Source organism: Pseudomonas sp. BF-R-01 (genome assembly GCF_019946615.1).
Taxonomy (GTDB): domain Bacteria; phylum Pseudomonadota; class Gammaproteobacteria; order Pseudomonadales; family Pseudomonadaceae; genus Aquipseudomonas; species Aquipseudomonas migulae.
Genome location: NZ_JAGYFX010000008.1, coordinates 42,482 through 56,064, shown reverse-complemented (window position 1 = coordinate 56,064; position 13,583 = coordinate 42,482). Strand labels below are relative to the sequence as shown.

Annotated in this window: 11 protein-coding genes; 3 read left to right on the top strand and 8 right to left on the bottom strand. The window is 60.7% G+C overall.

The annotated features are described in order from the left end of the window. The first annotated feature begins 15 nt into the window (after positions 1 to 15). Positions 16 to 1,416: a dihydrolipoyl dehydrogenase gene (gene lpdA / locus KGB27_RS05650; RefSeq protein WP_223553511.1), complete on the top strand. Its 1,401-nt coding sequence runs from the start codon at positions 16 to 18 to the stop codon at positions 1,414 to 1,416. 121 nt (positions 1,417 to 1,537) lie between these two features. On the opposite strand, the gene KGB27_RS05645 is transcribed toward lpdA, so the two are convergent. Beyond that, positions 1,538 to 2,011, bottom strand: a complete 474-nt coding sequence (locus tag KGB27_RS05645) for an Lrp/AsnC family transcriptional regulator (RefSeq protein WP_008027506.1) — start codon at positions 2,009 to 2,011, stop codon at positions 1,538 to 1,540. Between the two features lie 144 nt (positions 2,012 to 2,155). On the opposite strand from KGB27_RS05645, the gene KGB27_RS05640 reads away from it, so the two are divergent. Next, positions 2,156 to 2,785 carry a LysE family translocator gene (locus tag KGB27_RS05640; protein ID WP_223553509.1) on the top strand — a complete coding sequence of 210 codons (630 nt, stop codon included), beginning with the start codon at positions 2,156 to 2,158 and terminating at the stop codon, positions 2,783 to 2,785. 3 nt (positions 2,786 to 2,788) lie between these two features. Here the strand turns inward: KGB27_RS05640 and KGB27_RS05635 are convergent, their stop codons facing one another. From KGB27_RS05635 to KGB27_RS05615, 5 genes are all read right to left on the bottom strand, one after another. Continuing rightward, positions 2,789 to 4,906, bottom strand: a complete 2,118-nt coding sequence (locus tag KGB27_RS05635) for a hypothetical protein (RefSeq protein WP_223553506.1) — start codon at positions 4,904 to 4,906, stop codon at positions 2,789 to 2,791. Next, positions 4,893 to 6,089 (bottom strand): DUF3142 domain-containing protein, encoded by a 1,197-nt coding sequence (locus KGB27_RS05630; protein ID WP_223553503.1) that lies wholly within the window; start codon positions 6,087 to 6,089, stop codon positions 4,893 to 4,895. Before KGB27_RS05630 ends, KGB27_RS05635 begins: the two co-directional genes overlap by 14 nt. A 130-nt stretch (positions 6,090 to 6,219) precedes the next feature. Beyond that, positions 6,220 to 8,250, bottom strand: coding sequence for a pyridoxamine 5'-phosphate oxidase family protein (locus tag KGB27_RS05625; protein ID WP_223553501.1), 2,031 nt, complete (start codon positions 8,248 to 8,250; stop codon positions 6,220 to 6,222). A 63-nt stretch (positions 8,251 to 8,313) separates the two neighbouring features. Beyond that, complete coding sequence (locus tag KGB27_RS05620; protein WP_008041372.1) at positions 8,314 to 8,940, bottom strand: glutathione S-transferase family protein; 627 nt, start codon at positions 8,938 to 8,940, stop codon at positions 8,314 to 8,316. Positions 8,941 to 9,069: 129 nt separating this feature from the next. Next, a complete protein-coding gene (locus KGB27_RS05615) occupies positions 9,070 to 9,972 on the bottom strand; it encodes a LysR family transcriptional regulator (RefSeq protein WP_008041374.1) in 903 nt (300 codons plus the stop codon). Positions 9,973 to 10,078: 106 nt separating this feature from the next. Between KGB27_RS05615 and ppk2 the strand changes: the two genes are divergently transcribed. Continuing rightward, positions 10,079 to 10,900, top strand: a complete 822-nt coding sequence (ppk2, locus tag KGB27_RS05610) for a polyphosphate kinase 2 (protein ID WP_008027519.1) — start codon at positions 10,079 to 10,081, stop codon at positions 10,898 to 10,900. A 69-nt stretch (positions 10,901 to 10,969) separates the two neighbouring features. Here the strand turns inward: ppk2 and glmS are convergent, their stop codons facing one another. Together glmS and KGB27_RS05600 are read right to left on the bottom strand one after the other, a co-directional pair. Then, entirely contained in the window at positions 10,970 to 12,802 is a 1,833-nt protein-coding gene (gene glmS, locus KGB27_RS05605) for a glutamine--fructose-6-phosphate transaminase (isomerizing) (protein WP_008041429.1), read from the bottom strand. A 1-nt stretch (position 12,803) separates the two neighbouring features. Further along, positions 12,804 to 13,580 (bottom strand): DeoR family transcriptional regulator, encoded by a 777-nt coding sequence (locus tag KGB27_RS05600; protein ID WP_008027522.1) that lies wholly within the window; start codon positions 13,578 to 13,580, stop codon positions 12,804 to 12,806. Between the last annotated feature and the right edge of the window lie 3 nt (positions 13,581 to 13,583).

The following is a 13,583-nucleotide window of genomic DNA, read 5'->3' as shown; positions in this document are numbered from 1 at the left end:
TTCAGGAGTACATCCATGAGCAACTATGACGTCGTGATACTGGGCGGAGGCCCCGGCGGCTATAACGCGGCGATTCGCGCCGGCCAGTTGGGCCTTAAAGCCGCCTGTGTCGAAGGCCGCGCCACCCTCGGCGGCACCTGCCTGAACGTCGGTTGCATGCCGTCCAAGGCATTGCTGCATGCTTCTGAATTGTATGACGCGGCCATGGGTGCGGAATTTGCCAACCTCGGTATCGAGGTCAAACCCACGCTGAACCTCGCGCAAATGATGATGCAGAAGGATGACAGTGTTGCCGGGCTGACCAAGGGCATCGAGTTTCTGTTCCGCAAAAACAAGGTCGACTGGATCAAGGGGTGGGGCCATATCGACGGGCCGGGCAAAGTCACGGTAACGGACAGCCAGGGCGGCAAGACTGAGCTGAGCGCCAAGGACATCATCATTGCCACCGGCTCCGAGCCCACTCCCCTGCCCGGCGTGGACATCGACAACACGCGCATCCTCGATTCCACAGGTGCGCTTTCTTTGTCCGAAGTGCCCAAGCATCTGGTGGTGATTGGCGCCGGGGTCATTGGCCTGGAATTGGGCTCGGTGTGGCGGCGTTTGGGTGCACAGGTGACCGTGGTCGAGTTTCTCGACCGGATCTGCCCTGGTGTGGACGGTGAGGCGGGCAAAACCCTGCAACGTTCGTTGAGCAAGCAAGGCATCAGCTTCAAGTTGAGTTCCAAAGTCACCCGCGCCACAACCTCGGCGAACGGCGTTCAACTCAGCGTCGAACCGGCCGCCGGCGGTACTGCCGAACTACTCGAAGCCGATTACGTGCTGGTCGCCATCGGGCGCCGGCCTTACACCGAGGGGCTGGGGTTGGAGAACGTTGGCCTCGCCACGGATAAACGCGGCATGCTCGCCAACAAGGGTCATCGCACTGAAGCGGCAGGCGTGTGGGTCATCGGCGATGTCACGTCGGGGCCGATGCTCGCGCACAAGGCCGAAGATGAAGCCATGGCCTGTATCGAGCAGATCGTCGGCAAGGCAGGCGAGGTCAATTACGACCTGATCCCCAACGTCATTTACACCAGGCCGGAGCTGGCCAGCGTCGGCAAGACCGAAGAGCAACTCAAGGCTGAGGGCCGCGCGTACAAGGTCGGTAAATTCCCCTTCACCGCCAACAGCCGGGCGAAGATCAACCACGAGACTGAAGGCTTCGCCAAAGTGCTGGCCGATGAGCGCACCGACGAGATTCTCGGTGTACACCTGGTAGGCCCGAGCGTCAGTGAAATGATTGGCGAATATTGCGTGGCCATGGAGTTCAGTGCTTCGGCTGAAGATATTGCCCTGACCTGTCATCCACACCCGACCCGCTCCGAGGCTTTGCGCCAGGCGGCGATGAATGTGGAGGGGATGGCGACGCAGATGTAGGGCTGGAGACCTGATGAGACTGATCTATCGCCATCGCGAGCAGGCTCGCTCCCACACTGGTTTTGTGTACGCCACAGATCACATGTGGGAGCGGGCTTGCTCGCGAAGGGGGCAACTCGGTTTAAAGCGGCAAATGCTCTAGAGGCAACGCGCCCGGCGTTTTCACAGTGTGAATCGCAAAGTTGCTGCGGATGTCGCTCACGCCCGGCAACTTCAGCAACCGCCCGGTGAGAAAGCGGTCATAAGCACGCAAATCCGGCACCACCACCTGCAACAGAAAATCCGATTCCCCTGACACCAGAAACGCCGAAATCACTTCGGGCAACGCCATCACCGCCACACGGAAGGCTTCGGCCTGTTCGTCGTTGTGGCGTTCGACCTTGACCCCGACAAACACCGTCAGCCCCAACCCGACTTCATCGCGATCCAGGTTGGCCTGATAGCCGCGAATCACCCCGGCCTCCTCCAGCATCCGCACCCGACGCAAACAAGGGGATGCGGACAGACCGATTTCATCTGCCAGTTGTACGTTGCTCAGACGACCGTCACGTTGCAGGGCCGCGAGAATTTTTCGGTCGTAAGCGTCCAGTTTCATGTTTGGCAGATCCTGATGGTATAGGCGTCAGAGAATGGAAGGTTATGCCAATTCAAGACTGTTTAGAAGCAAACTACGCAACCACCTGCCCTGTGCTTCAGCCCTAGACTGGCGCTACCGAATCGACAACGAAAGGGGTGCAGCATGGCGGGGTTTTGGCTGTTTTTCATGGCGCTGGCAGTGGTTTACCTGCTCCCAGGCCCGGACATGATTCTGCTGCTGCAAACCGGCGCTCGTCAGGGCAAAGGCGCGGCGCTGGCCACGGCGGTGGGATTGGGCATTGCCCGGGGTTGTCATGTGGCGTTGGCGGCACTGGGGCTGGCGGCACTGTTCAAGGCCGCGCCCTGGACGTTCGATTTGGTGCGCCTGGCCGGGGCCGCGTACCTGTTGTGGATCGGCATTCAATGCCTGCGGACCACGATGCTCCCGAGCCTGAACGGCGCAGATTCAGCCTGTGGAAAACCTCGTTGGCGCGAAGCCATTCAGCGCGGATTGTTGACCAACCTGCTGAACCCCAAGGCGCTGCTGTTCTGCTCGGTGCTGCTGCCGCAGTTTATCGATCCGCATACAGGGCCGGTGCTCGCACAATTCGCGACCCTGGGCGTGGTGCTGGTCAGTGTCGGTTTGTTGTTCGACAGCGCGTACGCCTTGGCCGGCGCCGCGCTTGGCCGCTGGCTGCAACGCAGTCCTTCGGCCCAGCGCGTACAGCAGTGGTTGTTTGGCAGCCTGTTGATTGGTTTTGCCTTGCGACTGACCTTTGTTCAACAGGTTTGAACCTTACTGCGACTTACGGCGACGACGATTGATCAGTAACAATGCCGCTGCCGTGACCGCCAACACACCGCCGATCTGCAAAGTTTTTTTGTAAGGCCGCAGCTCGGAGCGCACGGCGTCGGTGACCTGGGTGACGTAGCGCTTGTCGGCGCGCTGAAAGTCCGGGTCCTGGCATTGGTGACCGAAATCACCCGCCCAGACGACATACGGGCCTTCCTCGACATAACGACGGTAGAACGCGCTTTGCTCTTGCAGGCTCGTCCCCCACGACGAAGCCTTGCACAGCACCGACGCGAAAGCCTGGCTGCTGTGGGGCAAAAGATCAGCCGCTTTACTCGCCAGCGCGGTGGCAACAAACCGGTAATGGAAACGCTCATCAGGTTGCGCCAACGTGGCTTGCTGCCGTTTCACCTCACCCTCGGCCATTAATGGGCCGACCTTGAGCTCGGGAGCCTCGAGGCTGTAATTACCACCGAAAGTGGCGTAATCCGGAGACATCTCGTAGCCCAACAGCTCCATTCCGTCGAAACGAGCCACTGTCGCGGCATGGTAATAAGCGAATGCCCGTTTGGTTGGCCACCATTTCGACTCGGCGTCGTGGCGCAACTCCCCGTACCACTTGGCCTTGGCCTGCAAGTCGGCATTATCGAAATAGCCTGGCGCCTCGTCATAACGGCCCTCACGCAACAAGCGCCGCCCCAGCAGGTTGCGCAACTTCGCCGCCACCGACAACGGCACGTAGTTATCGCGATCCTGTTGAGTCAGCGCTGGCGGCGCCGGCACCTGAGTGTCGACGTATTGCTTGAGCTCATCGACGGTCAGCACACGCTCAGCGACGGTCGCAGCGTCGAACCAGTAAATGTCATTGCTGCGATAAAGCTGATCGAATGCCTGCAAATAATCCCCACGTTGCAACGCCAGGATCGCGCTTTCCCCCTCGACGCGGCACTTGGGCTGAAGCGTTTCGAAATCCCAGTCCGGCGTCCGTCGCTCGCCCCAGGATTCGCTCTGCGGGAAGGCCTTGGCAGCCTTGGCGTACGCGGCGGCGGCAGCCGTCTTATCACCCTCGCGCATCGCCAGTTTCGCCCGCAGCCACCACGCCAGGCCACCGTCGCCGGCGTGTTCAAGGAAGGCCTTGGCGCTGGCGTAATCGCCCTGTTGATAATTCACGGCCGCCAGCCGATCAGCATTGTCGAGGCTGCCGCGCGTGCTGTTCTGCAGCAGCTTGATCAGTTTTTGCTCGCTCGGCGGTTGATCACCAAATGACCAACCCAACCGGCTGATCAGCGACGCCGTGACCAGCTGCTGCACTGGTTTGCCTTTAAGCAACGCGGCCAGTTGCTCGTCAGGCATCGCCGCCAGATCAGCCATCAACAGCTTCAATGAGGTGTAACCCACCGCGGAACCGTGGAGGTTTTGCGTGGCGTAGAGTTTTATAGCGTTGTCCCAATCGCCCGCCGTGCGAGCGACACGCGCCTCTTCGCCGAGGCTGGCGACGCCCAGCTCCAATGGGTCGCTGAAACCGTCGATGCTCAACTGGCGCGCCTGCTCAAAGGCCTTGCGCGACTGCGTCAGCAGATCGGGTGCGGCGTCCGCTTCGCTGCTCATGGCAAACAGCGCCCGGCCCAGCGAATAAGCGGCCCACGTGCTGCGCAACGCGCGTTGATCCGCCGGCAATGCGAGCACTTTCTGGAAGTAATCGGCAGCCAATTCATGGTCACCGGCGCTGAACGCCACGGCGCCCGCCAGATAGAGCCTGTGCTCGGTCGGCAGACTTGCGCCCTGCGCCTCGACCTGATGAGCATCGCTCAGCGTGCGCAGTTGTTTGACCAACGCCTGCTGCGGCACCGTCAAACCAGCCTGTTCGGCGTCGTCGCGCTGCACGGCATAGTCAGGCGCGTCCATGCTGTAGACGACTTCGCTGACGTTCTTCAAACCCGTAATCGCCTGCCCGAGACGACTGATCTCGAACCGGAAGTTGCCTTCCGGCAGCTCCGCCAGCGACTGGCCCCGGTTGTCGAGCAGGCGCATAGGGAAATCCGGCCCGCAGGCCACTGCCGAACCCAGTGGAAAACCGAGGCTCAGGCAAAGCAAATGGCGGGGCCAGTTACGGGTGAACATTCGAACCTCCTTGATCAATGTTTGTGCAGCGTGCCCAACCAATGGCGCGCTGCCCACCGGCCAGGATCCGACCGTCGCGCAGGCGGGTGAAGGTAAGCAGATCCGGGCTTTGTTGCAACGCATAACCGGCCAGCGCATCGGCGCCTTCACAACCTCGTGCGGCGAGCGTCAGGCGTTCGGGCCAGGCGCTGTCGAGGTTGCCTTGATTGCTGATGCTGACGTCATAGAGGCCATCCTGCGCCGAGAGTTTCAGCGTCAGGCGACTATCGAGGGCATCGCCACGGGCCACGGCGCGCAAGGTCGTCAGGCTCCAGGCCCGGCGATCATTGACCAATGGCAGGCGAAACCAGATCAGCCCGGCCAGATGAGCCGGTGGATCGTCGCGCAACTGGGTAGCAAGTGTGCTCAGTTGCTGCGGATCGGCCAGCAATTCCCGGCGCTCGCCGACGCGCTCAATGGGCACTTCGCTTTCCACGTCGGGTGCGCCGCCGGCCTGCGGCAACAACGCTACGCCATAGGCCGGCAGCGCCAGATAAAAAGGTTTCGACGTGATGCGGCTCCAGGCACCGGCCCATTTTCTGGCCTGATCCGGGTCAAACAATCCCATGCGCGGGTCGCTCACCGCATGCACCTGCAACACGCTGCTATCGACTGTGGATAACAATGCAGGCAGTTCAGGACTGTCGAGCCACGCCGGCAGCGCAGTAATGCTCAACGGCATGGAAGCCGGCAGCACCGCGCGCAAATCCGTGAGGAATTTCCGATAAGCCGGTAGCCGAGCGTTCCCGGCATCGTGGTCGATTTCCACGCCGGAGAGCACCAGCCCCTGCGCCTGCCAATCGCTGAGCACTTGCAGGATCTGCGCAGAGACCTCGTCCTGATCCAGCGACTTGAGCTGGCCATCGAGACGAATCACCGCAATCAGCGGCCGGCCATCCCGTTTGAGCAGCACCGGGTCGATTCGCGCCCGGTTCCAGCCCGCCTTGGGGAATGCTTGCAAGGCCAACACCCGCAGGGTCGAAAAATCCGCACGGCTGTCTTTGAGTGCGGCTTCGTGGGCCGGCGTCCATTGTCGTTGCCATACATAAAGTTGCTGATCGAGCGGCGGTGCGTCCTGTTGTTCGCAACCGCTAAGCAAAGCCAGCATCACCAGCAAGCCTGACAGGCGAGCGAGAAAAACCATAAAACTCCTAAGCCTGAATCTCATATTTGTAGGAGCGAGGCTTGCCCGCGAAGCTTTTGGCGGAGTTTAGGACGCCTTCGCGGGCAAGTCGGGTCGCCGCATCGCTCGCTCCTACACGCCGCGTCAGATGCTACAGGTCGAGCACCAAAGGCTGCGAGCCCTGCGCCGGAATCGCACAACAAATCAGGACATGTCCTACTTCCGGCACTTCCGCTGGTGGCTGTGGATAATTCACCTGACCGCTGATCAGGCGAGTCTTACAGGTCCCGCAGGAACCGCCGCGGCAACTGAACTCCGGGCGCAAACCGCGGCTTTCCGCCAACTCCAGCAAACTGCCGCCGTCGGGTTGCCAGCGAGCTTCTTTGGCCGAACGCTCGAACACCACCGGCACTGACGTGGTCGCGGCGGGCGGTTGCTCGATGACCACCGCATCGGGGTCCGGCCGGCGACGCAAGGTCGACGGGCCGAAGGTCTCGGCGTGAATCCTGCTGTCACGGATGTCCAGTTCCCGCAGGCTGTCGTACAGCCCCTGGGTAAAACTGCCCGGCCCGCAGAGTACAAAATCGAGCTGATCGTAGTCCTCCACTTCAAGGATGTTCTTCAGCAACGCGGCGTCTATCCGTCCGGTCAGGTCAAAGTCCTCACCCTCGTGAGCATCGGCCTCCGGCTGACTGAGCAGACGCAGCACCCGCACCGAATCACCGGCGTCATCCAGCAAACGATCCAGCTCGGAGCGAAACGGTTGATCAGCCAGCGTGCGCGAACTCTGGAAAAACCATGTAGGCCGAATGTGTCGGGTGCGCAGGCCTTGATACACCACCTCCCGTACCATCGACAGCAGCGGCGTAATGCCTACGCCGGCGGCCAACAACACCAGCGGCCGACGTTCATGGGTTGCCACGGTGAAGTGCCCCTGAGGCGCGCGGGCTTCCAGCAGGTCACCGACACGAACCTGCTCATGCAGATGCGAAGACACCCGCCCTTCTCGCTTCACGCTGATGCGGAAAAAGTCATCGGACGGCGCGCTCGACAGGCTGTAGGTGCGGATATGCACCTCGCCGCCAATGTTGAACCGCAGCGGTAGATGCTGCCCCGCTTGAAACAGCGGCAACCCGGCGCCATCGGCGGGCTCCAGATAGATCGAGCGGATGTTGTGGCTTTCCGCTTCGATGCGCACCACCCGCAGCGGCCGCCAATGATCACCCAGCGCCCGGGCTTGCAGGCGTGCGTTGGCCTGCTCCCAGGTGCCCGTCAGCAAACTGGTGGGCGATACGCCGTCGAAGCGCCAGCGCAGAGCCAGTGCTGCAGGCCGACGCACCACCTGCTCCACCTCGAATGTCCACAGACGCTCGGCGCCTTGAAAGGCTTCGACTTGGGGGCCTTCAAGGATGATTTCGGTACGACCGCTGAGGTGCAGCAGGTCGCCGGAGTTGAAATCGATAAACAGCAAGCCCGCCCGTGGATTGATCAACAGGTTGCCCAGGGTATTGAAGAACAGATTGCCGGCGAAGTCCGGGATGGTCAGACGATTACCTTCCACGTGTACGAAACCGGCCTGACCGCCACGGTGGGAAACGTCCACTGAGCGCCGACCGTCGACATCCACATAACTGGCGACGAAGAAGGTATCGGCGTCGGCAATCATGGCTTTGGCAGCGTCATCCAGAGCGCCCAGGTGCTGCGCGATGCGCGTCGAGGGATCCGCCAGCGGCACCGAACGAAACTGCCGCAATTGAATGTATTGCGGGCAGTTGCCGAAGGACTGTTCGACCATTACGCCGAAGCCATTCGCCGTCACGGCGCCGACGCGACCATTGAGGCGGTTGCGCCGCCGCGTGTGCAGTTCGATCCCCAACAAGCCGATCGCCGCGCCATCGGTCAATTGCGCCGGGTCATCCGCCCCCGGCAAGATGTCGAATTGCAGCGCACCTGGCTCGGGCGAATGAGCGAAGCCCGGTTGCCCCTCAAGAATGCTCGCCCAAGGATTGCCGTCGATGTCCACTGCGCCGTACAGCATGAACGGCAGTTGCTCATAGAATTTGCGGTGCTGGTCCGGCATCTCAGTGCGAACCACCCTACGACCCAACTCCTCCATTCGCTGGGCAACACCGACGTGTGCCTGCAACTGTTTTTCGCCCGCGTGCCAAGGTGACTGGTCCATTACGGCTTCTCCCGTGCGCGCCAGGCGCAGTGTGAACGGCCCGACAATGCCGGGCCGCAGGTATCAGGCAGTTTTTTGCAGGCCGGCGACAGTGCGCGGCATGCCGACAAACCCTGGCAAGGCTTCGATGCGCGCCAGCCAGGCCCGCACGTTGGCGTAGTCCTCGAGCGACACGTTGCCTTCCGGAGCGTGGGCGATGTAACTGTAGGCGGCCACGTCGGCAATGGTCGGTTCGCTGCCGGTCAGGTAAACCGTATCCGCCAGTTCCTGATCGATCAGTTTGAGCCAGACGTGGGCGTAAGCGATCGTCTCTTCAGCCCTGTAAGGCGCGCCAAACACCGTGATCAGCCGGGCCCGGCCCGGACCAAAGGCAATCGGTCCAGCCGCCACTGACAACCAGCGTTGAACCTTGGCGGCGCCGAGCGGGTCGTCTGGCAGCCAGCGACCGTTACCGTATTTTTTCGCCAGGTAAACCAGAATCGCGTTGGAATCGGCCAGCACCACGCCTTGATCATCGATGGCCGGGACCTGTCCGAACGGGTTGATCGCCAGGTAATCGGGCTGTTTGTGCGCGCCCTTGGCCATATCGACCAGGATCAGCTCGGTCGGCAGTTGCAGCAGGGATAACATCAGCTCCACACGGTGAGCATGGCCGGAACGTGGGAAGTTGTAGAGTTTGATCGCTTGCATGGTCGACTCCGCTGGGTGGTGGCGCCGTTCTGAAACGATCAGCGCCGATGGGAGCCATCTTCCACCCCCAACCAAAACAACAGAATAACCAGCAAACGCAATCAATTATTTCAGCCAGTGCAATAACCCTCAGCCCTGCAAGGCCGGGTGTTCGCGCAGCGCTTTCACCGTGAAGTCGACAAAACTGCGAATCCGGGCCGGCGCATTGCGGCCGCCCTGATACACCACATGGATGGGCAATGGCGGCAGTTCGAAGTCAGCCAATACGATTTCCAGTTCGCCGGAAGCGACTTTACTGGCGACTTGATAAGACAGGACACGGGTGAATCCCAGCCCGAGACACGCAGCCGTAATGGCTGCCTGATTCGCCGTCACCACCAATCGCGATTCAACCCGCACGCTGAGTGGCTCGCGCGCATCCTGAAAAGGCCAGCTTTTAAGCTGACCAATAGCGGACGTCGAAATAACCGGTGCACGCGCCAAATCCTGAGGATGCACGGGCCTGCCCTGTGCCTCCAGAAATGGCGGAGCAGCGCAAATCACCCGCCGTACTTCGCCGACGCGGATCGCGTGCTGGTTGCTGTCGGGCAATTCACCGATGCGCACAGCCACATCAATCCCCTCCTCGACCATGCTCACTACCCGATCGACCAGCAAGCCGTTGATGCAGACTTCAGGAAACTGCTTCAGATAACTCACCATTACCGGCGTAACGAACAACTCACCAAATAACACCGGCGCGGTGATCGTCAGTTGCCCACGGGGTTCGGCATGACTGCCCGCAGCTGAATCCTCCGCTTCCTGCACCTCGGCAAGGATCCTGCGACAGTCTTCGAGATACCGCTGACCCGCCTCGCTCAAATGCACGCTGCGTGTGGTGCGCGTCAGCAAGCGTGTGCCAATGCGTTTTTCCAGCGCGGCCACGGCACGGGTAACACTGGCCGCCGACAGGCCCAAACGCCGCGCCGCTGCCGAGAAACCTTGGTCCTGGGCGACGGCGGCGAAGACCTGCATTTCCTGGAATCGGTCCACTGGGTATGTCCTCTACTCAGATATTCGCTACCGTCAGGCTGCGAATCCAATACGGCGTTCAAAACAATCTAGTCTGACATAACCGGGAATTTGCGAGGTCTTGATTATGGCAAAGGATAAGAAGCGCCCGCTTAAGCAGAACGCTGCAGACAGCTCGAAGATGTCTAACAAGGATTACCTGGAAGAACTGCGCCGACTGCACGTCGAAACCGTCAAGTTGCAGGAGTGGGTAAGGCAAAAAGGGATCAAGGTGTGCATTGTTTTCGAGGGCCGCGACGGTGCCGGCAAGGGAGGGACAATCAAGGCCCTGACTGAACGGGTGAGCCCACGTATCTTTCGGGTGGTGGCGTTGAGCGCGCCGACCGAACGTGAGAAAACCCAGATGTATGTCCAACGGTACCTGCCGCATCTGCCGGCGGCTGGCGAAGTGGTGATCTTCGATCGCAGTTGGTACAACCGTGCGGGCGTTGAACGCGTGATGGGGTTCTGCACCCAAGAGCAGGTCGACCGTTTCCTGAAGTCGATTCCGTTGGTGGAACGTGCAATCGTCGATTCAGGCGTCATCCTGATCAAATATTGGCTGGAGGTCAGCCAAGAGGAACAGACACGACGTCTCCAGGCACGCATCAAGGATGGACGCAAAATCTGGAAGCTCACCGGCATGGATCTCAAGTCATACAGCCGCTGGTACGACTATTCACGCGCCCGTGACGACATGTTCAAGATGACCGACACCGAACATGCCCCCTGGTTCGTGGCCAACTCCAATGACAAGCGACGGGCTCGCCTGAACATCATCACCGACCTGCTCAGCCGCATTCCCTATAAGGATGTTCCGAGGGAGCCTGTGAAGTTGCCCAAACGCCAGAAACCAGGCAGCTATCGAGAGCCGGATTATCCACTGCGATTGATAGAGGAAAAATTCTGAGCTGAATGTAAAAGGGGCAAGGTCCTGTCAACAACAGGAACCCTGCCCCTCGATTCAGCTGTGGATAACTTATTCCACGGTGACTGACTTCGCCAGGTTGCGCGGCTGGTCAACGTCTGTGCCTTTCAACACCGCGACGTAGTACGACAGCAACTGCAGCGGGATGGTGTAGAGGATCGGCGACAGAATGTCGTGGATGTGCGGCATGTGCACAACGTGGGTGCCTTCGCCGTTGGTCATGCCGGCCTGTTCGTCAGCGAAGACGATCAGCTGGCCGCCACGGGCGCGCACTTCCTGGAGGTTGGACTTCAACTTCTCCAGCAGTTCGTTGTTGGGCGCCACGGTCACGACCGGCATGTCGTTATCCACAAGCGCCAACGGGCCGTGTTTCAGTTCGCCGGCCGGGTAAGCTTCAGCGTGGATGTAGGAGATTTCCTTGAGTTTCAAGGCACCTTCCATCGCTACCGGGAATTGCGCGCCACGACCGAGGAACAGGGTGTGATGCTTCTCGGCGAACAACTCGGCGATTTTCTCCACCGTGCTGTCCATGGCCAGGGCTTCGCCAAGACGGGTCGGCAGGCGACGCAGTTCTTCGACCAGGGTGGCTTCGACGCCTTTGGCCAAAGTGCCGCGCACCTGACCGAGGGACAGCGTCAGCAACAGCAGGCCAACCAATTGAGTGGTGAAGGCTTTGGTCGAGGCCACGCCGATTTCGCGACCGGCCTGGGTCAGCAAGGTCAGGTCGGACTCACGCACCAGCGAGCTGATGCCGACGTTGCAGATCGCCAGGCTGGCGAGGAAGCCCAGCTCCTTGGCGTTGCGCAGCGCGGCCAGGGTGTCGGCGGTTTCGCCGGACTGGGAAATGGTCACGAACAGGGTGTCGGGCTGCACCACGACTTTGCGATAGCGGAATTCACTGGCGACTTCGACCTGGCACGGGATGCCGGCCAGTTCTTCCAGCCAGTAACGGGCGACCATGCCGGCGTGGTAGCTGGTGCCGCAGGCGACGATCTGCACGTTGCGCACTTTGGCGAACAGCTCGGCAGCCTGTGGGCCGAAAGCTTGCACCAACACACCGTCCGGGCTCAGACGACCTTCGAGGGTACGCTGCACCACAGCCGGTTGTTCGTGGATTTCCTTGAGCATGAAGTGGCGGAACTCGCCCTTGTCAGCCACGTCGGCACCGTCACGATACTGCACGGTTTGGCGCTCGACGACCTTGCCGCTAACGTCCCAGATCTGCACGCTATCGCGACGAATTTCGGCGATATCGCCTTCTTCCAGGTACATGAAGCGGTCAGTGACCTGGCGCAGGGCCAATTGGTCGGAAGCGAGGAAGTTTTCACCCAGGCCAAGGCCGATCACCAACGGGCTGCCACTGCGAGCGGCGAGCAGACGATCCGGTTGCCGAGCGCTGATCACGGCCAGGCCGTAAGCACCGTGCAACTCTTTAACGGTGGCCTTGAGGGCCACGGTCAGGTCGTTCAGATCTTTGAGTTTGTGGTTCAGCAGGTGGGCGATGACTTCAGTGTCGGTGTCCGATGTGAACACGTAACCCAATGCCTTGAGTTGTTCGCGCAGGGCTTCGTAGTTCTCGATGATGCCGTTGTGCACCACCGCCAGATCACCGGAAAAATGCGGGTGAGCGTTGCGCTCGCACGGCGCACCGTGAGTGGCCCAGCGAGTGTGGGCGATGCCCAGGCGGCCGGCCAGCGGCTCGGCTTCGAGCGCCAGTTCCAGTTCGCTGACTTTACCCGGACGACGCATGCGCTCGAGCTGTTGGTCATTGGTATAGACCGCCACACCGGCGCTGTCATAGCCACGGTATTCCAGGCGCTTGAGGCCTTCGAGGAGGATGGCAGTGATGTTACGTTCTGCGACTGCACCGACAATTCCACACATGCTATTTCTCCTGACTGACAGCCGCGCATATCAGCGTGATACCGCGGGCTTGTATCTGATCGCGTGCCTCCAGCGGCAGGCGATCATCGGTAATTAGGGTATGGACGCTGCTCCATGGCAGCTCCAGGTTGGGAATCTTGCGGCCTATCTTGTCGGACTCCACCATCACGATCACTTCACGGGCAACATCCGCCATGACGCGGCTGAGTCCCAGCAATTCATTGAAGGTGGTGGTACCGCGCACCAGGTCGATGCCGTCGGCACCGATGAACAACTGATCGAAATCGTAGGAGCGCAGCACTTGCTCGGCGACCTGCCCCTGGAAAGACTCGGAATGCGGGTCCCAGGTACCGCCGGTCATCAGCAGCACCGGTTCATGCTCGAGTTCACTCAAGGCGTTGGCGACATGAAGCGAGTTGGTCATCACCACCAGGCCCGGCTGTTGACCGAGCTCCGGAATCATCGCTGCCGTGGTGCTGCCGCTGTCGATGATGATCCGGGCATGCTCGCGGATCCGCGCAACGGCAGCGCGGGCGATCGCCTGTTTGTACCTGGAAACCGGCTGCCCGATATCGGCGACCAGTTCCTGAGGCATGGTGATCGCACCGCCATACCGGCGCAACAAAAGACCATTGCTTTCGAGCGCCGCCAGGTCCTTGCGAATCGTAACTTCCGAGGTTTCGAAGCGCTTGGCCAGTTCATCAACACTGACTTCGCCCTGCTCATTGAGCAAGGCGAGGATATTGTGACGGCGTTGAGGTGTATTGCGCTTCGACATGAC

Excerpts from the sequence above, each read along its gene's own strand:
- KGB27_RS05630 (WP_223553503.1), bottom strand. The coding sequence starts at position 6,089 with ATGGTTTTTCTCGCTCGCCTGTCAGGCTTGCTGGTGATGCTGGCTTTG.
- KGB27_RS05635 (WP_223553506.1), bottom strand. The coding sequence starts at position 4,906 with ATGTTCACCCGTAACTGGCCCCGCCATTTGCTTTGCCTGAGCCTCGGT.
- lpdA (WP_223553511.1), top strand. The coding sequence starts at position 16 with ATGAGCAACTATGACGTCGTGATACTGGGCGGAGGCCCCGGCGGCTAT.
- KGB27_RS05625 (WP_223553501.1), bottom strand. The coding sequence starts at position 8,250 with ATGGACCAGTCACCTTGGCACGCGGGCGAAAAACAGTTGCAGGCACAC.
- ppk2 (WP_008027519.1), top strand. The coding sequence starts at position 10,079 with ATGGCAAAGGATAAGAAGCGCCCGCTTAAGCAGAACGCTGCAGACAGC.
- KGB27_RS05640 (WP_223553509.1), top strand. The coding sequence starts at position 2,156 with ATGGCGGGGTTTTGGCTGTTTTTCATGGCGCTGGCAGTGGTTTACCTG.
- KGB27_RS05645 (WP_008027506.1), bottom strand. The coding sequence starts at position 2,011 with ATGAAACTGGACGCTTACGACCGAAAAATTCTCGCGGCCCTGCAACGT.
- KGB27_RS05620 (WP_008041372.1), bottom strand. The coding sequence starts at position 8,940 with ATGCAAGCGATCAAACTCTACAACTTCCCACGTTCCGGCCATGCTCAC.
- glmS (WP_008041429.1), bottom strand. The coding sequence starts at position 12,802 with ATGTGTGGAATTGTCGGTGCAGTCGCAGAACGTAACATCACTGCCATC.
- KGB27_RS05600 (WP_008027522.1), bottom strand. The coding sequence starts at position 13,580 with ATGTCGAAGCGCAATACACCTCAACGCCGTCACAATATCCTCGCCTTG.